The organism is Streptomyces sp. NPDC102258 (assembly GCF_055584685.1).
In genome coordinates, this window is record NZ_JBVJLO010000001.1 from 277,891 (window position 1) to 296,675 (window position 18,785).

Sequence of the window (18,785 nt, forward strand, 5' to 3'; positions counted from 1 at the left end):
ACTGCAGCCTGCCACTCGGAGCGGGAGTCAGACAGGGGTTTGCCCGCCTTGGCTCATTGCCCGGCCGGGCCGGGGGTCAGCCGAAGGTGAACGCGAAGGCCTGGAGGCCCGGGGTGAGGCGCAGTTCGAGGTGGGCCTCGCGGGCGGCCTCGTCGTCGGTGAGCCGGTAGAGGGTCGGGGCGCCGTGGATCCGCAGGGCCGTGGTCTCCTTGCCGTCGACCAGGACGGTGACGGTGCCCTCCCCGGCCAGGACGAGGTGGGCGTTCCTGGCCCGGTAGGTGAGGGCGAGGCGGGCTCCGGGCCCGGCGGTGAACTGGTCGTAGCCGGCGGTCCAGGTGCCGGCGAGGGAGAGCCGGTTCAGCGGGACGCCCGCGGGCGGGAAGGCGTATTCGGTCGCCCGGTCCTTGGCGAGTGCGGGGGTGCCGGTGTAGCCGCGCAGGCGCAGGGTGCTGAGGTAGGTCTCCGGGGTGCGGCCCGCGGTGAGCGCGTCGTCACCCCGGCCCGTGGCGGGCGGCAGCCGGACGGCCGGGCCGGCCTCCCGGAGGAGTTCGCGGATCAGGTTCTCGGTCCGGTCGTAGCGGCCCTCGCCGAAGGCGAGGTGGCGTACGGTGCCGTGGGCGTCGATCAGGTACCGGGCGGGCCAGAAGCGGTTGCGGTACGCGTTCCACGTGTCGAGGTCGTTGTCGAGGGCGACGGGGTAGTCCACGCCGAGGGAGCGGGCCTGGCCGGCCACATTGCCCGGGTCCTTCTCGAAGGCGAACTCGGGGGAGTGGACGCCGAGGACGGTCAGCCCCTGGTCATGGTAGGCGCGGTCCCAGGCCTGGACGTGCGGCAGGCTGCGCCGGCAGTTGACGCAGGAGTAGGTCCAGAAGTCGATCAGCACCACCCGGCCGCGCAACGAGGCGAGGTCGACGGGCCGGCCGCCGGGGGTGTTCAGCCAGCCGGCGATGCCGGCCAGCGGCGGGGCGGCGCCGCAGGAGCGGAGTTCGGCGGCGCCGTCCGGGCAGCGGGCGAGGTCCTTGTTCGAGTCGTCGTAGAGCCCGGAGAGCTGCCGGCGGGCGGTGTCACTGTCCTCCACCTTCCCACGGGCGGCCGCGGTGTAGTCGGGCAGCGCCTGTTGCAGGGCGGTGGTGACGTCGAAGGTGAGGGCGAACGCGAGCACGATCATCAGGGCCCCGGCGGCGGTCCGCAGCGCGCGGGCCCGGCCGCGGAAGGCCGCGACGCGCTCGGCGACGCGCCGGCCGGCGAGGGCGAACACGAGGAGCGGGACCGCGGTGCCGACGGCGAAGGAGAGGGTGAGGGCGACGATGCCGGCGTTGATCTCCCCCCGGGCCCCCGCGACGGTGATCGCCGCCAGGACCGGCCCGGCGCAGGGGACGTAGAGCAGTCCGAGCCCGAGTCCCAGGGCGAAGGCGCTGCCCTCCTTGTTGACCTGCCGCTGCGGGATCCGGGTGAAGGGCCGCTCCAGCAGCCGCTCCACCGGCGGGAAGACCAGACCGAGACCGATGAGGACGAGGAGCGTCAGGCCGGTGTAGCGCAGGACGCCCTGGGGCAGCCCGAGCGCCGAGAGGAGCGTGACCCCGAGCAGGGTGAAGGTGGCGAAGCTGAGGACCAGCCCGGCGACGACGGCGTACGGGCGGCGGTTGCGCGGCGGCGGCGGGGCGGGCGACGACCCGGGTGGCGCCGACGCGGGCCGTGCCGCGCCGCCCGGGGCGCCCGCGAGGAAGACCACCGGCAGTACGGGCAGGATGCACGGTGAGACGGCGGTGATCAGCCCGCCGAGCAGGCCGATGAGGACCAGGGTGAGCATGATGACCGCCTCCGACGCGGGGACGCGCCGGGCGGGGCGTCCTCTCGCCGGGTCTTCGGACCGGCGGGCCGTCCGGATGGGACGCGGAAGCCGCCGGATCCACCCGGCCGACGGGACGGGGCTTCGGCGGCTCGCCCGCCCGCACGGCCGCCTGCCCCCGGCGGTCAGTAGACGTCGCGGACGTAGCGTTTGTCGGCGGCCAGCCGGCGGATGTACGCGGCGGCCCCGTCCGCCGTCAGGCCGCCGTGCGATGCGACGATCTCGTGCAGGGCCCGGTCCACGTCCTTCGCCATACGGCCGGCGTCGCCGCAGACGTAGAGGTGGGCACCGTCCTGGAGCCACCGCCACAGGCGCGGGCCGTGCTCGCGCATCCGGTCCTGGACGTAGACCTTGGTCCGCTGGTCGCGCGAGAAGGCGAGGTCGAGCCGGTCCAGGTGGCCGGACGCGCGGAACGCCTCCAGCTCCTCGCGGCAGAAGAAGTCGGTGGCCGCGCGCTGCTCGCCGAAGAACAGCCAGTTGGCCCCGGTGTGTCCCCTGGCCCGCCGGTCCTCCAGGAACCCGAGGAACGGTGCCACGCCGGTGCCGGGGCCGATCATGATCGCCGGGGTGGCGGATCCGGTGGGCGGGCGGAAGTGCGGCGAGCGCTGGACGAACACCTGGACCGGGCCGTCGTCGGCGCAGTCCGCCAGGTAGGTGGAGCAGACGCCCTTGCGGTCCCGGCCCAGGCCGTTGGTGTAGCGGACGACGGACACCGTCAGACGGACCTCGCCGGGGTGGACCAGCGGGCTGGAGGAGATGGAGTACAGGCGGGGCCGGAGCGGTTTGAGGACCGCGGCCCACTCGGCGGCGGCGGCCCGGACGGGGAAGGCGCCGATGACGTCGGCGGCCTGCCGGCCCCAGCTCCACTTGGCCAGCTCGCCCTTGTTGTCCGGGCGCACCAGCCGTTGCAGGCCGCGGTCACCGGTGCGGGCGACGACGAACCTGAGGAGGTCCGGGGTGATGCGGGCGATGTCGAAGCGGGTCCGCAGCGCCTCGCCGAACGCGATGGCGCCGCCGTCGGGCAGGCCGAGGCGCTCGTCGGGGTCCAGGCCGGTGAGGGCCAGCCACTCCGCGACGAGCGCCGAGCCGTTGACGGGCCATACCCCGAGGGCGTCGCCGGCCTCGTACGCCAGCTCGCCGCCCCGGGTGTCGAAGGCGAAGCGGCGTATCTCCTTCTGCGCACCGGGCAGGCTGAGCAGCCGGTTGCCGATGAGCAGGGTCGCGAACGGCGAGGCCTTGGAGGAGCCGCCGGACGCCCCGGCGCGGGGCGCGGCCGGCCGGGCGAGGCCGGTGGGGGCCGGTGAGGCGCGCCGCCCGGGTCCGGCCGGTTCCTCGAGCGCGGCGGTGACCCGGTCGAGCCACTGCCCGGCCGCTTCCGCGTAGTCGGGCTCGCAGTCCGTACGGGGGTGCAGGCGGGTGGCGCCCAGTTCCGCGAGGCGCTCGTCCAGGCGGCGGCCGTGACCGCAGAAGTCGTCGTAGCAGGAGTCGCCGAACGCCAGGACCGAGTAGCGCAGTCCGTCGAGCCGGGCGGCGCCGGGGGCGGCCAGGCTCCGCCAGAAGCCGGCTCCGTTGTCGGGGCTGTCGCCGTCGCCGAAGGTACTGGTGACGATCAGCAGGTCGGTGCCGGCGCCGAGCCGGGCGGGCGTGACGTCGGCCATGGCCAGCAGGGAGGGGCTGCGGCCGGCCTCGCTGAGGCGGGCGGCCACGGCGGTGGCGAACTCCTGCGCGGTACCGGTCTGCGAGGCCCACAGCACGAGCAGCTGCCGGACGGGGGCCGCCGTGGGGGCGCCGGCGGGGGCGGGAACGGCGGAACGGGAGAACAGGCCCGCCAGTACCCCGTCCACCCACTGCGCCGTCGCGGGGGCGAGGGGCGCGCCGGCGGGCAGTACGGGGACACCGCCGGGCGGTGCCTGCGCGACCCCGGACAGGTAACCCGACAGGTACCGGCGCTCCGGCTCCGCCAGCGCGGGAGCCGCCAGACCGGGGAGGCCGAGGAGGGCGGCGACAGCGGAGACGGCCGCGCCCACTCCATCGCCCGAGGCCGAGGCCGAGGCAGAGCCCGAGCCCGAGCCCGAGCCCGAGCCCGAGCCCGAAGCGGAGGCGGCCGCCGGAGTGCCCTCCCGGGGCGCGGCCTCCCGCTCCGGCGCGGGCACCACGCGCAGCGCCACCGCGCACGCCTTGAACCCGGGCTGGAACGACACCGGGTCGACGGCGTCGTGGGTGACGGCGTTGACGCTGAGGTGCTCCCCGAACAGGTCGCTCCAGTGGAACGGCGCGAAGCAGTTCCCGGGGCGCACGCGGTCGGTGACGACGGCGGGCAGGACGGCGCGGCCGCGCCGGGAGGCGACCTCGACGGGGTCCCCGTCCGCCGCGTCCAGGGCGGCGGCGTCGTCCGGATGGAGTTCCACGAACGGACCCGGGTTCAGCTTCGTCAGTCTGGGGACCTTGCCGGTCTTGGTGAGGGTGTGCCACTGGTGTGGCAGGCGGCCGGTGTTGAGGACGAAGGGGTAGTCGTCGTCGGGGAGTTCGGCGGCGGGCAGGTGCGGGCGGGCGAAGAAGCGGGCCCGGCCGGAGGGGGTGGGGAACGCCAGCCGGGGCCGGCTGCCGTCCTCCCGTACCAGCGGCGTCTGGCTGACCCCGTCGTTGAGGTAGCGGATCGGGCTGCGGCCGCCGGCGTCGGGGCCCTCGTCCGAGGAGGCGTCCACGGGCGGGGCCGGCCACTGCACCGGAGCCGCGCGCAGCCGCTCGTACGTGACGCCCCGCAGGTCCCAGCCCGTCTTCGGGTTCCAGGCCCGCTTGAGCTCCTCGAAGACCTCCTCGGCGCTCCCGTAGGTGAAGGCGTCCGTGAAGCCCATCGCGCGGGCGACGCGGGCGATGAGCTGCCAGTCGGGCAGCGCCTGACCGGGCGGATCGACGACGCCCCGGACCAGGGTGAGGTTCCGCTCGGAGTTGACCATGACCCCGTCCGACTCCGCCCAGAGGGTGGCGGGCAGCACGACATCGGCGTGGGCGTTGGTCTCCGTCTCGGCGAACACGTCCTGGGTCACGACCAGTTCGGCGGCCTCCAGGCCGGCGATGACCGTCGTGCGGTGGGCGACCGAGGCGACCGGGTTGGTGCAGATGATCCAGCACGCCTTGATGTCCCCGGCGGCCATCCGCTCGAACATCTCCACCGTCCCGCCGCCCGCCCGCGTGCGCAGGCTGCCGGCTTCGATGCCCCACAGGTCCTCGGTGAAGGCGCGCTCCTCGTCGACCAGGAGCGAGCGCTGGCCGGGCAGACCCGGGCCCATGTAGCCCATCTCGCGCCCGCCCATCGCGTTGGGCTGGCCGGTCAGGGAGAACGGGCCGGAGCCGGGGCGGCAGATCGCCCCGGTGGCCAGGTGCAGGTTGACCAGGGCATTGGTGTTCCAGGTGCCGTGGGTCGACTGGTTGAGCCCCATCGTCCAGCAGCTCGTCCACTCGCCCGCCTCGCCGATCCACCGGGCGGCCTGCCGGATGTCCGCCTCCGGGACGCCGGTGATCTCGGCGACCCTCGTCGGCGGGTAGTCCGCGAGGAAGGCGGGCATCTCCTCCCAGCCGTCGGTGAACTCGGCGATGAACGCCCCGTCGGTGTGCCCGTTCTCCACCAGCAGGTGCAGCAGGCCGTTGAGCAGCGCGAGGTCGGTGCCCGGCCTGATCTGGAGGAACAGATCGGCCTTGTCGGCGGTGGCACTGCGCCGCGGATCGACGACGATGAGCTTCGCCCCGGCGGATTTGACCCGGTCCGTCATCCGCAGGAACAGGATCGGGTGGCAGTCGGCCATGTTCGCGCCGATGACGAAGAAGACGTCCGCGCGGTCGAAGTCCTGATAGGAGCCCGGGGGACCGTCCGCGCCCAGGGAGAGCTTGTAGCCGGAGCCCGCACTGGCCATGCACAGCCGGGAGTTGGACTCGATCCAGGCGGTCCGCACGAAGCCCTTCGCCAGCTTGTTCGCCAGGTACTGCGCCTCCAATGACATCTGCCCGGAGACGTAGAACGCGAGGGCGTCGGGGCCGTGTTCGTCCAGGACCGCGCGCAGCCGCTCCGCGACGGCGGTGATCGCCGTGTCCACGTCCGCCGCGGCGGGCTCGCCGCCGCGCTCGGCGCGGATCAGGGCCGTGCCGGCGCGGCCGGGGGCGGCCATCAGGTCCGCGCTGGTCGACCCCTTCGTGCAGAGCCGGCCGGAGTTCGCCGGATGCCGTTTGTCCCCGGAGACCCGCGTCACCGTCCGCCGGCCGGTGGAGGCGTCCCGGGCGATGTCGAGCACGACGCCGCAGCCGACGCCGCAGTACGAGCAGACCGTACGTACGCTCTCCGCATCCGGCGTCGTCACCGTCACTCCCTCCCCGCGTCACGGGTTCCGCCCCGCGCGGGCCGGGTGACCTGCGGCGGGAGTGGGGAGGCCCCCACGACCGAGACCGTAGGAAGCCCGGGTTACCGGGCCGTCACGGCCCGCGGGCACACCGTGTAAAGCGGACCGCACACCACGGGCGCCCGAGGTGTGAGCGGTGCGGACAGGGCGGGACCGGGCCGACGGCAGGGCGACGGCCGGGAGCGGGCGCCGTACGAAGTACCGTGGTGGCCGCCGGGTTGATCAAGCTCGGCGGCATCAGCGAGGGGGAGGAAGCCTGTGACGGAGGACCCGGGGTACCGGAGGCGCTCGGGCTGCTCGGCGTACACGGGGTGCCCGGGGTGCCCGGGGTGCTCACGGTGCCCGGCGTACACAGGGTGCTCGGCGTGCACGGGGTACTCGGGGTGCACGGGGTACTCGGGGTGAGCGTCACGAACGGACCGGGCCCCGGCGTGCCCCGGGTCCTGCGGACCATGAACGACCGGGCGGCCCTGGAGGTCCTGCTGGAGCACGGCCCGCTCTCCCGGGCCCAGATCGCCCGGCTGACCGGGGTGTCCAAGCCGACGGCCTCGCTCATGCTCTCCCGCCTGGAGGCCGGCGGCCTCGTCGTGGCCGCGGGCACCACCGCCGGGCACCCGGGGCCCGCCGGGCTGCTGTACGCCCTCAACCCGGCGGCGGCGTACGTCGCCGGGCTCGACGTGACCCCCGGCCTGATCCGGGCCGCCGTCGCGGACCTCACCGGCCGGACGGTCGGCACGTACGTGCTCCAGGACCCCGGAACGCACGGCGACGAGACCGACCAGGTGGCCGCGGCCGTCGCCGGGGCGGCGCGGCAGGCCGGCCTCGGCCCGGACGCCCTGCACCGCGTCGTCATCGGCGCCCCCTTGGCCTTCGACCTCAGGGCGGGCCGGCTCCGCTACCCCAGCCACCTGCCGGGATGGCGTTCCCCGGACCTGCTCGGGCGGCTGGCGGACCGGCTGCCGATGGCCGTCGCCTGTGAGAACGACGTCAATCTGGTGGCCATCGCGGAGCGGCGGCTCGGAGCGGCCCGCGGGTACGAGGACTTCTTCCTGCTGTGGAATGAGGAGGGCATCGGCGGCGCCCTGATGTTCGGCGGGCGCCCGCACCGCGGCCGCACCGGCGGAGCGGGAGAGGTCGGCTTCATGCCCGTCCCCGGCACACCGCTGGTGCGCGACCCCGAGGCGGCGCAGACCGGTGGTTACCAGGACCTGGCGGGCTTCCAGGCCGTGCCCGCCCTCGCCCGCGGGCTGGGCATCGCCCCGGCCGAGGACGTCCCCGGCGCCGGCCGTGGAGCACCGGAACCGGAACTCGACACGGCCCTGGCCCTCCTGCGGCGCGCCGCTACCCACACCGACGGGCCCTACCGACAGCTCCTGGAGCAGTTCGCGACGGGCGTCGCCACCGGCCTGTCCTCGGTCGCCGCCGTCCTCGATCCCGAGGTCGTGGTCCTCGCGGGCGGCGTCTTCACCGCGGGCGGCGAGCCGCTGCGCTCCCTGGTCGAGACCGCACTCGCCGAACTGTCGGCCTGCCGGCCCCCGCTCGTCCTCGGCGAGGTGCGCGAGCACCCGGTCCTGCGCGGCGCCCTGGAGAGCGCCCTGGCCGCGACCCGCGACGAGGTCTTCGACACCTCCGGCTGACGGAACCTTTCAACGGAACCTTTCAACGGAACCTTTCAACGGAGCCCTTCAGGGGACGAGGACGACCTTGCCGGCGACCGTGCCCGACTCGGCCAGCCGCATCGCCTCCGCGGCGCGCGCCAGCGGGACCTCGGCGGCGACCCTGGCGCTGATCTCCCCGCGCTGGAGCGCGGTGAACACCTCGGTGAGGTCGGCGCGCAGCCGGGCCCGGAAGCGGTCCTTGGCGTACGCGCGCCCGGCCCAGACGTTGAAGAAGTACGCGCTCCGCCCGTTGGGCAGCGCGTTCCACAGCCACACCCGGCCCAGTAGCCGCAGCACCGGCCATGTGCCGGAGCCCTCGTCGTCCCGGGTGGCGGCGCTGCCGTACGAGACGAGGGTGCCGCCGGGGGCCAGCAGCCGCCAGGAGGCGACGATCCCGTCCCCGCCGACGTGGTCGAAGACGGCGTCGACCCCGCCGGGCGCGAGGGCGCGCACCCGCGCGGCCACGTCACCGCCGCGGTAGTCGACGGGGCTCACCCCGAGGGCGCGCAGCGCGTCGTGGTGGCGGGGGGAGGCGGTGCCGATCACCCGGGCCCCGGTGGCGAGCGCCAGCTGGACCAGGACCGAGCCGACCCCGCCGTTGGCGCCGTGGACCAGGACGGTCTGCGCGGTGCGCACCCGGGCCTTGCGGTGCAGCATCTGCCAGGCGGTGATCCCGTTGACGACCGCCGTCTCGGCGGCCACCGCGCCCACGCCGTCGGGGACCTCCACGACATCGGCGGCGTCGAGGAGGACGTGGCTCGCCCAGCCCCCCGTCTTGGTCATGGCAGCCACCCGCCTGCCGAGCAGGCCCGGGCCGACCCCCTCACCGGTGTCCCGCACGGTGCCGACGAGGTCGTAGCCGGGGACGAAGGGGAAGGCGGGCTGGTCGTAGTACCGGCCGCGCCGCATCTGCTGCTCGGCGAAGGACACCCCGGTGGCCTCCATCTCGACCACGACCTGCCCCGCCCCCGCCACCGGCACCGGCCCGCGGCGCAGCTCCAGGCCCTCGGGCTCGACCTTGCCGGGCAGAACGATCTCGACGCGCTCGACGGTGTCCATCACGACCTCCAGGTGCGTATGCGGTGCGGTTTCGACTTCTCGTGTTCGTTAGAAGCTATCACCAGACTGACCTGCGGCGGGGTTCGCGTCAAGGGATGGCGGTACGTTTTCGTGAACACCCTTGCCGATGGTGATAGCCTCTCACCATGCCCACGAAGGACAGTACGACGACCCCCCGCGAGCGGTACCGGCAGCAGGTGCGGGCGGAGGTCAAGGAGAAGGCCTGGCAGCAGATCGCCGGATCCGGTGCCTCCGCCCTGTCGCTCAACGCCATCGCCAAACAGATGGGCCTGAGCGGGCCCGCCCTCTACCGCTACTTCGCCAACCGCGACGAGCTGATCACCGAGCTCGTCCGGGACGCCTACCGCAGCCTCGCGGACGCCTTCGCCGGCGTCCCGGACACGGGCCCCGGTACCGCGCGGTTCGTGGAGCTGGCCCGGGTGCTGCGCCGCTGGGCCCTCGCGGATCCCCACCGGTACTTCCTCGTGTACGGCACCCCCGTGCCCGGCTATCAGGCCCCGCAGGACACCACCGAGATCGCCTCGGAGATGATGTCCGCCCTCCTCGGCGCCTGCACGGCCGTCTCGCCGGCCCCGGCGCCCGGTGACGACGCGCGGACCTTCGAATCCCACCTGACCGGCCACCGCGACTGGGCGGCCGGCCATCCGGACGCCTCCCCGGCGGCCCTGCGCCTGGCGCTGGCCTTCTGGAGCCGGCTGCACGGCGTCCTCTCCCTGGAGCTGGCGGGCCACTTCACCGGCATGGGCCTGGACCCGGGCCTCCTCTACGCGGCCGAGGTGGACCGGCTGACGGCAGGGCCCGGCGCCTGAGGTTTTCCCGTGACCCGGCCGGGCACGCGCCAGGCGTACGGGACACGGACGAGCCGGAAGGAAAGGGACCCACCATGGACGACCAAGGCGGCGCCGGAGGCGTACCCCTGCACGGCCACGGCGACGAAGAGGACAACCGGCGCCGTGCACCCCGCGCACGGCCCGGCGGCGAGGAGACCACCCGCGCCGCCGACACCGACGAGGCGAGCCGCCTCGACAGCCCCGCCGAACCGGCCGGACCGACCGGACCGCGCGCCCCGGAGACCCCGCCGTCCCGCTGGAAGAGTCCGGAGGACTGAAGCGTCCCCGACGCCCGTCCGGTGGCGGCCGGACGGGTGACGGGGGTGAGTGAACCGTGTGCGAGCGGGCAACCGCGCCAAGAGGCACTCCATCGGAGATCTCCGGTACACACGGTTTCTAGGAGAGCGGGTTCCATGCTTCTCCATCACACACTTCACCTCGACCTGGACGGCCGCGGCGCCCCGGCCGACGCCCGGCGGGCGGTGCGGGAGTTCCTCACCGCCCCGGCGCCTGGCCGGTCCGTACCGCCCGCCGTCCAGGACGCCACCCTGCTGCTGATCAGCGAACTCGTCACCAACGCCGTCCGCCACACGGCCGGAGGCTGCGCGCTGGACCTCCGCCTGGAGCCGGCGGCCATCGCCATCGACGTCACGGACTCCAGCAGCGCGGAGCCGAGGCCCAGACGGCCCGGCGAGCGGGGCGAGGGCGGCTGGGGATGGCACCTGGTCAACCGCCTCGGGGCCGACGTCGGGATACGCCACCTCCCGTGGGGCGGCAAGACCATCCACGTCAGCGTCCCGCTCTGAGGCCCGGGGGGTGGTGCCGGGCCGTCAGTCGTCCTCGGACGGCGCGAGCAGGTCGCGGGCCCTGCGCTCCATCAGGACCGGCAGATAGGCGCGCACCCGGGCGTACTTGAGCTCCTCGTAGGCGGTCTGCGTCGCCTGACGCACGAGCGCCTCGTCCAGCTGCGGGTAGGCGCGGACGAGGCGCTCGAAGACGTGGCGGATGATCAGGGCGTCGTGGGTGTCGGGGCTGTCGTGGGTGTCGGGGGTCTGCCGGGGCTCCGCCGTCATGAACTCACCCTTCGCCATGCTGGGCCGGGCCGTCCATCGTATCCCCGAGGCCAGCGCCCGCCGTGTCGCCCGCAACCCGTGTGACACCGGGGCGTTGCCCGGTGGCCACGTCACGCGAAGATGGCCGATTCGCCGTGATCCGGGCGCAACGGGCCTTAATTCCCCTCGATAGGGGAATGCGAATCCCCCGGAACCAGGCATCGGGATCGGTTTCCGGAGTTTCAAACCCCGGGTTGTCATCGTGCCCGGTATGGCTTGATGTCTGCGAAGTGCGGGAAACGGCAATCGGCCGCGCTGATACAGTTTTCTTCCGTTCGCCGGTACCGGCGAGGCCGGTGGTCGGCGGGGGTTCAGCGAGAGTGGTGAGGCGTGCGTCCGGACAGCCCCGTGCTGCTGCGCAGAGCCTCGTCCCTGGCCCGCCCGTGACCGGACCGACGGCATCCGTGCTTCGTTCCCGCAGGTCAGAGGTCTGACCTCACTGGCGTGCCCGCTCGCTCCCGTCTCCCCGAACTTCCTCGACGGAGGTGCCGTTGTCCGTGTCGAAAAGCTCCTCTCGTTCCATGCTCTCCCGTGGACTGAGCATTCTGCGCTGTTTCCGACCGGGAGAACCGGAGGTCCAGCTATCCGAATTGGCCCGCCGGGCCGACATGCCCAAAGCCACCGCCCACCGCATCGTCGTGGAACTCGTGAAAGAAGGCATGCTGGAGCGTGGCGAGAACGGCCTCCGACTCGGTGTCGCCTTATTCGTTCTCGGCACCCGGGTGCCCCGCCAGCTCGAACTGCGCGAACTGGCCCTGCCCTACGCGGAACAGCTGCGCCATCTCACCCGGGGGAGCGCGTTCGTCTTCATCTCCGATGTGTGCGGCTCCGAGGCCGCGCTGGTGGACGTGGTGCGCCGCGGGCACGGTGGGCCGGATGTGCACAGCGCCGAGGACGAGGCGAGGGCCTCCGCCCTCGCCGCCACCAGGCTCTTCCGTGCGTACGGCGCACGGGCGGCGGCCCGGCCGGCCCGGCGGGAATCCGTCCCGGCCGAGGACCCGGCCCGGGTGCAGGCCCAGGGGTTCGTCGTCGTCCGCAGCAGGACCGGCGCCGTCGGCATCGCGGCCCCGGTGCTGAACGCGTCGAGCACGGCCGTGGGGGCGCTGGCCGTGGCCGGCCCCGACGGCCGCGTACAGCCCGTCAGGGCCGCCTGGTACCTCCAGGCCGCGTGCGCTGCCGTCTCCCGCTCGCTGCGGCGGACCCCGGAGTTCGAAGGCGGCCACCTCAGGGCCGCCGTGCCGTGAACAGCGACGGCAGCAGACGGCCCGTCAGATACTCTTCGCGAGCCGTCGCGAGGGTGCTCCGGATCAGCTCCGCCGAGGTGTCCCCGTAGATCCCGGCGACACTGCCCCGGAAGATCCGCAGCACCTTCAGCCGCTCGGCGAGCAACGCGGCGGCCCACTCGGTCAGATCGCGCCGCCGCACCCCGGTGAAGCCCGCGCGCTCCAGCTGGCCCAGCCGCTCGCCGAGCGGCGTGGTGAAGAAGACGCCGGGCGGATGGACCGCGCGGAACGGGGCCGAGGGGCCGGCGCCGCCGGGCGTGAGGCTCACCTCCTCCGTCAAGGCGAACAGCCCGCCCGGCCGCAGCAGCCGCGCGACCTCCCCGATCACCGCCCCCGGGTCGGGGAAGTGCGGCATCGAACCCGTCACCACCACCACGTCCAGCGAGGCGTCGCGCAGCGGGACCGCGGTGGCGGACGCGCAGAGCTCCGCCACCGCGGTACGGCCCTGCGCCCGGCTGATGCGACGGCTCACCGCGCAGTGCTCGGCGACGAGGTCGATCCCGTACGCGGCCCGTACGCCGACCCCGCCCGCCGCCAGCCGGTCCACCGTGTACCGCAGCGCGCCGCCGAAGCCGCTGCCCAGCTCGCACAGGGCCACGGGCCCCGCGCCGACGGCGCCCGCGGTGATGACGGCGTCGGCGACCAGGTCGCAACCGTGCGGCCCGAAGTGGCCCATCTGGTCGAGGCCGAGCAGGCCCGAGGGCCCCTCCTCGCCGGTGAACTCCACGATGGACCGCTCGGTGCGCTCCCAGTCGTGCAGCGCCGGGAACAGCTCACGGTGGTAGCGGTACTGGCGGCCCCGCTGGCCCGAGGGGCCGCGCGGCGTCGCGCTCACCACGGGCCCGGACGCTGGTCGGTGTGCTGCACGTCGACGCTCCTCCATGGATGGTGCGGCCGGGACCGCCGGGCACCCGGCCCGGCCCTCCCGCTCAGGACACGGCCGGGGCGGCGGTGCCGGCCCCCGGCCGGAACTCCTCGGGCACGGCCGCGCAGGCCCCGTCCAGAAGGGCCAGCGCCTCCTCGGCCTCCTCGTCGGTGGCGACCAGCGGCGGCAGCAGCCGCAGCACCTCCGGCCGCCCCAGGCACGGGGAGACCACCAGGCCGCGCCGCCCGAGCTCCAGCAGGACATCGCCCGCCGCGGCCGCGCCGGTGAACTCCACGCCCCACAGCAGCCCCCGGCCGCGTACGTCCGCGATCAGCGCCGGATGGCGCCGGGCCAGGCCGGCCAGCCCCGAGGAGAGCAGCGCGGCCAGCCGCTCGCCCCGTTCGGCCAGCTCCTCCACCGCCCCGAGGGCGGCGACCCCGGCGGCGGCGCCCAGCGGGTGCCCGGAGAAGGTCGTGGTGTGCACGAACGGGTCGGCGGCCAGCGGCGCGTACAGCTCCTCCGTGGCCACCACGGCCGACAGCGGCTGTACACCCCCGCCGAGGGCCTTGCCGAGCAGCACCGCGTCGGGCCGCAGCCCGGCGTCGACGCTGACCAGCCGGGGCCCGCAGCGGCGCAGACCGGTCTGCACCTCGTCGGCGATCAGGAAGGCGCCGTGCTCGCGCGCGGCCCCCGCCAGCGCCCGCAGGAACGCCGGCTCCAACGGCCGTACGCCGCCCTCGCCCTGGACCGGCTCGACGATGACGGCGGCCACCTCCTCGCCGGCGAACGCGGCCGGGATCGCCGCGACGTCCGGCGCCATATGGTCCACGCCGGCCAGCAGCGGGCCGAGCGAGGCGCGGTAGCGCGGGCTCCACGTCGCGGCCAGAGCGCCGAGGGATTTGCCGTGGTAGCCGCCCTCCACGGCCAGGACCCGGGTACGGCCGCTTGCGAGCCGGGCCAGCTTCAGCGCCGCCTCGACGGCGTCGCAGCCGTTCAGCCCCAGCCACACCCGGGTCAGCCGCTCCGGGTCCGCGTAGGCCGCCAGCGCCTCGCCGAGCGCCGCCGTCGTACGGTTGCCCAGAACGCGCGTCGACACCGGCAGCGCGTCCAGCTCGCGGCGCACCGCCGCCACCACCCCGGGGTGGCGCTGCCCGAGCAGGGTCACCGCGTAGCTGCCGAAGTCGAGGGCGGTCCGGCCGTCCGAGAGCCGCAGCCGGGCGCCCTCGCCGCTCAGCTCGATGGCGCCGGAGCCGTTCATCCCGTAGACCAGGGCCAGTTGGGGCGAGAAGCGTCTGCGCAGCGCGTCGAGCGTGTCCCGGGCCGAATCCTGCCTGGTGGTCGCGCTCATCGGGACCGTCCTCTCCACGTCCGCCGCTCGGCATCGCGGGGCACCGCCGTTCGGTCAACGGTTGTACCGGGCCGCGCACGCCGGGGAGAAGCCGCGTTCCGCTTGGCGGAACGTCCGTTGATCCGCGGCGGCGCTCCGGGGGAGGCTCTGTTCCGGCGGATCACGCCCCGATCGCGCCGCGCCGTCGTCGAACCCCTTCCCGGAGGTGCACCGACCGCATGGAGACCACGTCAGTCAGTACCGCCGCGTTCCCCGAGACCGCCGTCCTGGAACAGCGCCTGGACGCCTTCCTGAAGCTACGAGGACTCCACCGGGACGCGGTGCGCGCGGAGGCCGACCAGGGCGTGGGCCGGCCGGTGCTCGCCGTCGTGTCCGGGTCCGTGCTCGCCGGGTTCGGCAACCATCGCAGCGACCTCGACCTGCTGGTGCTCGTGGAGAACGACCGGCTCACCCGCTTCCCCATCCAGTCCCACGAGCACGGCACCCTGATCGACGTCAACATCCGCCGGGCCGCCTCCGTACGCGAGACCACCGCCGCCCTGACCGCCGAGCCCTGGCCCCGCTTCGCCACCGTCACCGAGGACGCCTGGAACCACCGCCGCCGGGCCCTGAACACCGCGAACCGGCTCGCCCTCGGCCTGGCGCTGCTGGCCCCGCCCCCGTGGGACGCCTGGCACGCCGGACTGCGCCGCCCCTGGCACGCCGAGGCCGTCGAACGCTGGTGGACGGTGGAGGCGCACCGGCTCGCGCAGGCCGCGCGCTGGCTGCTGGCCGACCGGCCCATGGCGGCGGCCGTCCGCGCCCGCGAGGCCGTGGTCGCCGCGCTCAACGCGCGGGCCGCCGCGGCCGGGCAGCTGTACTTCACGGGCAAATGGGTGGGGGAGAAGCTCAAGGTCCTCGGCGACACCGAGGGCCTGGCCGTGCTCCGCGAGGCGCTCCGGGCCCCGCTCACACCCCCCGAACAGGTCCCGCGCCGGCTCGCCGACGTCGACCGGCTGGCCGGGGACCCCGGCGGCCTGCACGCGGTGCTGCGCTGGTCCACCGGGGTCGGCACCGCCGTACTGGAGGACCGTACGGTCGTGGACCGGTGGCAGCTGCGGGCCGTTGAGAGCGCTCGCAGGGACCTGCCGCCCGAGGACGGCGACGCCGTCGTCTGGTCCGGCCCGCTCGGGACGCCGCCCCCGGCCGACCTCCTGCCCCTGTTCGTCCACGACATGGTGTGGCTCGGCGTGGCGCACCCCGACCCGGAGGCGGCGGCCGCATGACGCACACCCCCGCGCACCCGGCCGCCGACACGCCGGATCGGGCCGCGACGAGGCCCGGCGCGCCCCCGTCCGACCTGCGCCGGCTGCTCGTCTTCCGGGCCCACGGAGCGGCCCGGCTGCTCCTCGGCTGCCGGGCGCGCCTGGAGGACATCGAGGGCGCCGTCGCCGCGGACCAGCCCGAGGTCGCCGTCCTCATGGCCTACGACCTGGTGCAGTTCTCCCTGTCCGTACGAGGCCTGCGCACCGAGGGCGAACTCAGCTACGGCCGGGACGAGGCGGCCTTCGACCCCTTCGCCGGGGTCCCCGCCGAGGACGTCGAGGCCGGCCTCCTGCTGGCCGCCGAGGGCGCCGACGCCACCGGCCCGCGCGCCGAGGAGTGGCTGGAGCGGCTCCGCGCCCACCTGCACGACACCGAACGGCTCCTCGGCTACGGGGAACCGCTGCCGGACGTCCGGTCCGCGAGCGGCCTGATGAAGGGCTTCAAGCTGGCCCGCACCTGGCAGCCGCACCTGGAGCGGGTGGGCCTGCCCGGACTGCTGCCCAGCGCCTGGACGCGCCGTGCCGACTGATCCGGGCGCGGGCAGCGCCGGATCCGCCCCGGCGCTGCGCCTGCGCGCCGTCACCCGGCGCTACGGCGCCACCACCGCCCTCGACGGCGTCACGTTCGACATCGCCGAGGGGGAGGTCACCGGACTGCTCGGCCACAACGGCGCCGGCAAGACCACCCTGATGTCCCTGGTCGCCGGGCTGCTGCGGCCGGACGCGGGCGATGTCGAGGTACTCGGCGTACCGCTCGCCCGCGACCCGCGCCGGGCCCGGCGGCTGCTCGGCCTGGCCCCCCAGGAACTCGGCGTCTACCCGCCGTTGACCGTACGGCAGAACCTGACGTTCTTCGCCGAACTGGCCGGACTGCGCGGGGCCGCCCTGCGCATGCGCACCGAGGAAGTCGCCGAACCGCTCGGCCTGACCGCCTTGCTGGAGCGCCGCGTGGCCCACCTCTCCGGGGGGCAGCAGCGGCGCGTGCACACCGCGATGGCCCTGCTGCACCGGCCGCGGCTGCTGCTGCTCGACGAACCCACCGCGGGCGTGGACGTGGAGACCAGGGCCCGGCTCGTCGACTTCGTCCGGCACCTGGCCGCCGAGGGCACCGCCGTCTGCTACTCGACGCACTATCTTGCCGAGATCGAGGCCCTGGAGGCGAGCGTGGCGGTACTGGACCACGGCCGGCTGCTCGCCCGGGGCACCCTCGCGGACCTGGTCGACCGGCACGGGGAGAGCGCCGTGGAACTGACCTTCGCCGACGGGCCCCCGCCCCCGCCGCTGCCCTGGCCGACCAGCCGGGACGCCGGGGTGCTGCGCGTGCACGTGGAGCAGCCCCACCTGGCCGTCCCCGCCGTGCTCGCGGCGCTGGGCGGGGCCGTGTCGGGCCTGGTCAACCTGCGAGTGGTGCGGCCGGGGCTGGAGAGCGCCTTCCTGCACCTGACGGGACGGCCGCGGGGGGAGCCGACGCCCCGCCCGGGCGAGGGGGAGGGGGCGCAAGGGGACGGCCCCGCGCAGGAACAGACCGCCCCGGCGGCCGTACGGGCGGGCCGCGATGGGTGACGGGGCGCTCGGCCGGATCGCCGCCCTCGTCCGGCACGACGCCCGGCTGCTGGCGCGCGATCCCGCACCGCTGATCGTCCGCACCGTCATGCCGCTGCTCCTGATGGGCTTCATGCAGCCGCTGTTCCGGGCGGCGCTGCGGGCCGGGGACCTCCCCGACGCGACCGGCGCCGAACAGGCGGTGCCCGGCATGGCGGTGATGTTCCTGTTCTTCCTCGTCACCGTCGTCGGGTTCGCCATGTTCCGGGAGCACGGCTGGCACACCTGGGACCGGCTCCGGGCGGGCCCGGCCCGGCCGTTCGAGCTGGTGGCCGGGCGGATCGTGGTGCCGCTGGCCGTCGCCCTCGTCCAGCTGGCCGTCGTCTTCGCGGCGGGCGGGCTGCTGTTCGGGCTGCGGGTGCGCGGTTCGTACCTCGGGCTCGTCGTCGTGGGCGCGCCGCTCGCACTGTGCGTGGTCATGGTGGGGATGGCGCTGGTCGCACTGTGCCGGACCATCTCGCAGCTGTCCGTCTTCGCCAACCTCGTCGCGCTGGTCCTCGCCGGGCTGGGCGGGGCCCTGACCCCGCTGTCCGCGCTGCCCTCCTGGGCGCGGCCGCTCGCGCCCGGAGTGCCGAGCTACTGGGCGATGCGTGGATTCACCACCGTGATCGTGGACGGGGGCGGCGCGGGCGCCGTGCTGCTGCCGGCCGCCGTCCTGTGCGCGTTCGCGGCCGGGCTCACCGCCGTGACCGTGGTGTTCTTCCGCGGTGACCAGCGCAAGGTGTCCTGGTCCTGACCGGGCCGTCCGTCGGCCTGCCTGCCGGCGTGCCCGTCCGCCCGTCCGCCCGTTTGAGAGAGGAGAACCGTGCCCGTCGCCGTCGTCTTCGACTGCTTCGACACCCTCGTCATCTCCCGCCGCCCCTTCCCGGGCCCCGAGGAGTTCACCGCCCGTCTGGCCGAGGTGCTGGCCCTGGACGAGCGCCGGGCGGCCGAGGTCGTCCACGCGGTGCTCGCCGCGATCCTGGCGGCGATGGCCGACCCCCGCGCCCTCCAGCCGGCGACCCTCGCCGTCCTGGACGCGGCCCTGCGCGAACGGGCCGCCCCGAGGGAGCCGGCCGAGCTGGAGCGGGCGCTGTGGCACGCCCTCGGCGCCGCGGACGAGGACCGGTACGCGCTCTGCGAGCCGGTGGCGGAGGCCATGAGCCGGATCGCCGGCGCCGGGCACACCGTACGGCTGTTGTCCAACTGCTTCCTGCCGGGGCCCCTGATGCGCAGGCTGCTGGAGCGGCTGAAGGCGCCCGAGGTGTGGGACCGGGCCGTGTTCACGGCCGACGGCGGCCCGAAGAAGCCCGATGCCCGGGCCTTCCGGCTGATCGGCGAAGGCTCCTTCGAGCGGCGGGTGATGGTCGGCGACAACCCCGCGACCGACCTCGCACCGGCCGCCGCCCTCGGCTGGGACACCGTACGCGTGGACCCGCTGCGGCCCGAACTGGCCGCGCTCACACCTCTGTTCGGCCCCTGAG

16 protein-coding genes are annotated in these 18,785 nt (G+C 74.9%); 10 read left to right on the forward strand and 6 right to left on the reverse strand.

Annotated elements, in window-relative coordinates; translation table 11 throughout:
• Window positions 1-76: 76 nt before the first annotated feature.
• A complete protein-coding gene (locus ACZ6ZT_RS01300) occupies window positions 77-1,810 on the reverse strand; it encodes a cytochrome c biogenesis protein DipZ (RefSeq protein WP_469714424.1) in 1,734 nt (577 codons plus the stop codon).
• Between the two features lie 164 nt (window positions 1,811-1,974).
• Window positions 1,975-6,207: a molybdopterin-dependent oxidoreductase gene (locus ACZ6ZT_RS01305; RefSeq protein ID WP_469714426.1), complete on the reverse strand. Its 4,233-nt coding sequence runs from the start codon at window positions 6,205-6,207 to the stop codon at window positions 1,975-1,977.
• A gap of 485 nt (window positions 6,208-6,692) precedes the next feature.
• On the opposite strand from ACZ6ZT_RS01305, the gene ACZ6ZT_RS01310 reads away from it, so the two are divergent.
• Window positions 6,693-7,877 carry an ROK family transcriptional regulator gene (locus ACZ6ZT_RS01310; protein ID WP_469715001.1) on the forward strand — a complete coding sequence of 395 codons (1,185 nt, stop codon included), beginning with the start codon at window positions 6,693-6,695 and terminating at the stop codon, window positions 7,875-7,877.
• A gap of 48 nt (window positions 7,878-7,925) precedes the next feature.
• Here ACZ6ZT_RS01310 and ACZ6ZT_RS01315 read toward each other — a convergent pair whose 3' ends face one another.
• On the reverse strand, window positions 7,926-8,957 hold the full coding sequence (locus ACZ6ZT_RS01315) for a medium chain dehydrogenase/reductase family protein (protein WP_469714429.1): 1,032 nt from the start codon (window positions 8,955-8,957) through the stop codon (window positions 7,926-7,928).
• A 146-nt stretch (window positions 8,958-9,103) separates the two neighbouring features.
• Here ACZ6ZT_RS01315 and ACZ6ZT_RS01320 point away from each other — a divergent pair, with 146 nt between their 5' ends.
• The 3 genes from ACZ6ZT_RS01320 (at window position 9,104) to ACZ6ZT_RS01330 (ending at window position 10,614) form a co-directional block, all read left to right on the forward strand.
• A complete protein-coding gene (locus tag ACZ6ZT_RS01320) occupies window positions 9,104-9,787 on the forward strand; it encodes a TetR/AcrR family transcriptional regulator (protein WP_469714431.1) in 684 nt (227 codons plus the stop codon).
• 74 nt (window positions 9,788-9,861) lie between these two features.
• Window positions 9,862-10,086: a hypothetical protein gene (locus ACZ6ZT_RS01325; protein ID WP_469714433.1), complete on the forward strand. Its 225-nt coding sequence runs from the start codon at window positions 9,862-9,864 to the stop codon at window positions 10,084-10,086.
• Window positions 10,087-10,221: 135 nt separating this feature from the next.
• Entirely contained in the window at window positions 10,222-10,614 is a 393-nt protein-coding gene (locus ACZ6ZT_RS01330) for an ATP-binding protein (RefSeq protein ID WP_469714435.1), read from the forward strand.
• Window positions 10,615-10,638: 24 nt separating this feature from the next.
• Here ACZ6ZT_RS01330 and ACZ6ZT_RS01335 read toward each other — a convergent pair whose 3' ends face one another.
• Entirely contained in the window at window positions 10,639-10,881 is a 243-nt protein-coding gene (locus ACZ6ZT_RS01335; protein ID WP_469714437.1) for a three-helix bundle dimerization domain-containing protein, read from the reverse strand.
• Between the two features lie 560 nt (window positions 10,882-11,441).
• Between ACZ6ZT_RS01335 and ACZ6ZT_RS01340 the strand changes: the two genes are divergently transcribed.
• Window positions 11,442-12,164 carry an IclR family transcriptional regulator gene (locus ACZ6ZT_RS01340; protein WP_469714439.1) on the forward strand — a complete coding sequence of 241 codons (723 nt, stop codon included), beginning with the start codon at window positions 11,442-11,444 and terminating at the stop codon, window positions 12,162-12,164.
• Here ACZ6ZT_RS01340 and ACZ6ZT_RS01345 read toward each other — a convergent pair.
• Window positions 12,145-13,041 (reverse strand): class I SAM-dependent methyltransferase, encoded by an 897-nt coding sequence (locus ACZ6ZT_RS01345; protein WP_469714441.1) that lies wholly within the window; start codon window positions 13,039-13,041, stop codon window positions 12,145-12,147. The two genes, ACZ6ZT_RS01340 and ACZ6ZT_RS01345, sit on opposite strands and share 20 nt — an antisense overlap.
• Before the next feature lie 91 nt (window positions 13,042-13,132).
• Complete coding sequence (locus ACZ6ZT_RS01350) at window positions 13,133-14,416, reverse strand: aspartate aminotransferase family protein (protein WP_469714443.1); 1,284 nt, start codon at window positions 14,414-14,416, stop codon at window positions 13,133-13,135.
• A 218-nt stretch (window positions 14,417-14,634) separates the two neighbouring features.
• Between ACZ6ZT_RS01350 and ACZ6ZT_RS01355 the strand changes: the two genes are divergently transcribed.
• The 5 genes from ACZ6ZT_RS01355 (at window position 14,635) to ACZ6ZT_RS01375 (ending at window position 18,784) form a co-directional block, all read left to right on the forward strand.
• Window positions 14,635-15,681: a hypothetical protein gene (locus ACZ6ZT_RS01355; RefSeq protein ID WP_469714445.1), complete on the forward strand. Its 1,047-nt coding sequence runs from the start codon at window positions 14,635-14,637 to the stop codon at window positions 15,679-15,681.
• A complete protein-coding gene (locus ACZ6ZT_RS01360; RefSeq protein WP_469714447.1) occupies window positions 15,678-16,250 on the forward strand; it encodes a hypothetical protein in 573 nt (190 codons plus the stop codon). The genes ACZ6ZT_RS01355 and ACZ6ZT_RS01360 overlap by 4 nt, the downstream gene beginning before the upstream one ends.
• Complete coding sequence (locus tag ACZ6ZT_RS01365; RefSeq protein WP_469714449.1) at window positions 16,240-17,283, forward strand: ABC transporter ATP-binding protein; 1,044 nt, start codon at window positions 16,240-16,242, stop codon at window positions 17,281-17,283. The genes ACZ6ZT_RS01360 and ACZ6ZT_RS01365 overlap by 11 nt, the downstream gene beginning before the upstream one ends.
• Window positions 17,276-18,058, forward strand: coding sequence for an ABC transporter permease (locus ACZ6ZT_RS01370; protein ID WP_469714451.1), 783 nt, complete (start codon window positions 17,276-17,278; stop codon window positions 18,056-18,058). The genes ACZ6ZT_RS01365 and ACZ6ZT_RS01370 overlap by 8 nt, the downstream gene beginning before the upstream one ends.
• A gap of 69 nt (window positions 18,059-18,127) precedes the next feature.
• On the forward strand, window positions 18,128-18,784 hold the full coding sequence (locus ACZ6ZT_RS01375) for an HAD family hydrolase (protein WP_469714452.1): 657 nt from the start codon (window positions 18,128-18,130) through the stop codon (window positions 18,782-18,784).
• Window position 18,785: the final 1 nt, after the last annotated feature.

Coding starts and splice junctions, on each gene's coding strand:
- ACZ6ZT_RS01370 (WP_469714451.1), top strand. CDS start 17,276: ATGGGTGACGGGGCGCTCGGCCGGATCGCCGCCCTCGTCCGGCACGAC.
- ACZ6ZT_RS01335 (WP_469714437.1), bottom strand. CDS start 10,881: ATGACGGCGGAGCCCCGGCAGACCCCCGACACCCACGACAGCCCCGAC.
- ACZ6ZT_RS01315 (WP_469714429.1), bottom strand. CDS start 8,957: ATGGACACCGTCGAGCGCGTCGAGATCGTTCTGCCCGGCAAGGTCGAG.
- ACZ6ZT_RS01310 (WP_469715001.1), top strand. CDS start 6,693: ATGAACGACCGGGCGGCCCTGGAGGTCCTGCTGGAGCACGGCCCGCTC.
- ACZ6ZT_RS01360 (WP_469714447.1), top strand. CDS start 15,678: ATGACGCACACCCCCGCGCACCCGGCCGCCGACACGCCGGATCGGGCC.
- ACZ6ZT_RS01300 (WP_469714424.1), bottom strand. CDS start 1,810: ATGCTCACCCTGGTCCTCATCGGCCTGCTCGGCGGGCTGATCACCGCC.
- ACZ6ZT_RS01355 (WP_469714445.1), top strand. CDS start 14,635: ATGGAGACCACGTCAGTCAGTACCGCCGCGTTCCCCGAGACCGCCGTC.
- ACZ6ZT_RS01320 (WP_469714431.1), top strand. CDS start 9,104: ATGCCCACGAAGGACAGTACGACGACCCCCCGCGAGCGGTACCGGCAG.
- ACZ6ZT_RS01330 (WP_469714435.1), top strand. CDS start 10,222: ATGCTTCTCCATCACACACTTCACCTCGACCTGGACGGCCGCGGCGCC.
- ACZ6ZT_RS01325 (WP_469714433.1), top strand. CDS start 9,862: ATGGACGACCAAGGCGGCGCCGGAGGCGTACCCCTGCACGGCCACGGC.
- ACZ6ZT_RS01340 (WP_469714439.1), top strand. CDS start 11,442: ATGCTCTCCCGTGGACTGAGCATTCTGCGCTGTTTCCGACCGGGAGAA.
- ACZ6ZT_RS01350 (WP_469714443.1), bottom strand. CDS start 14,416: ATGAGCGCGACCACCAGGCAGGATTCGGCCCGGGACACGCTCGACGCG.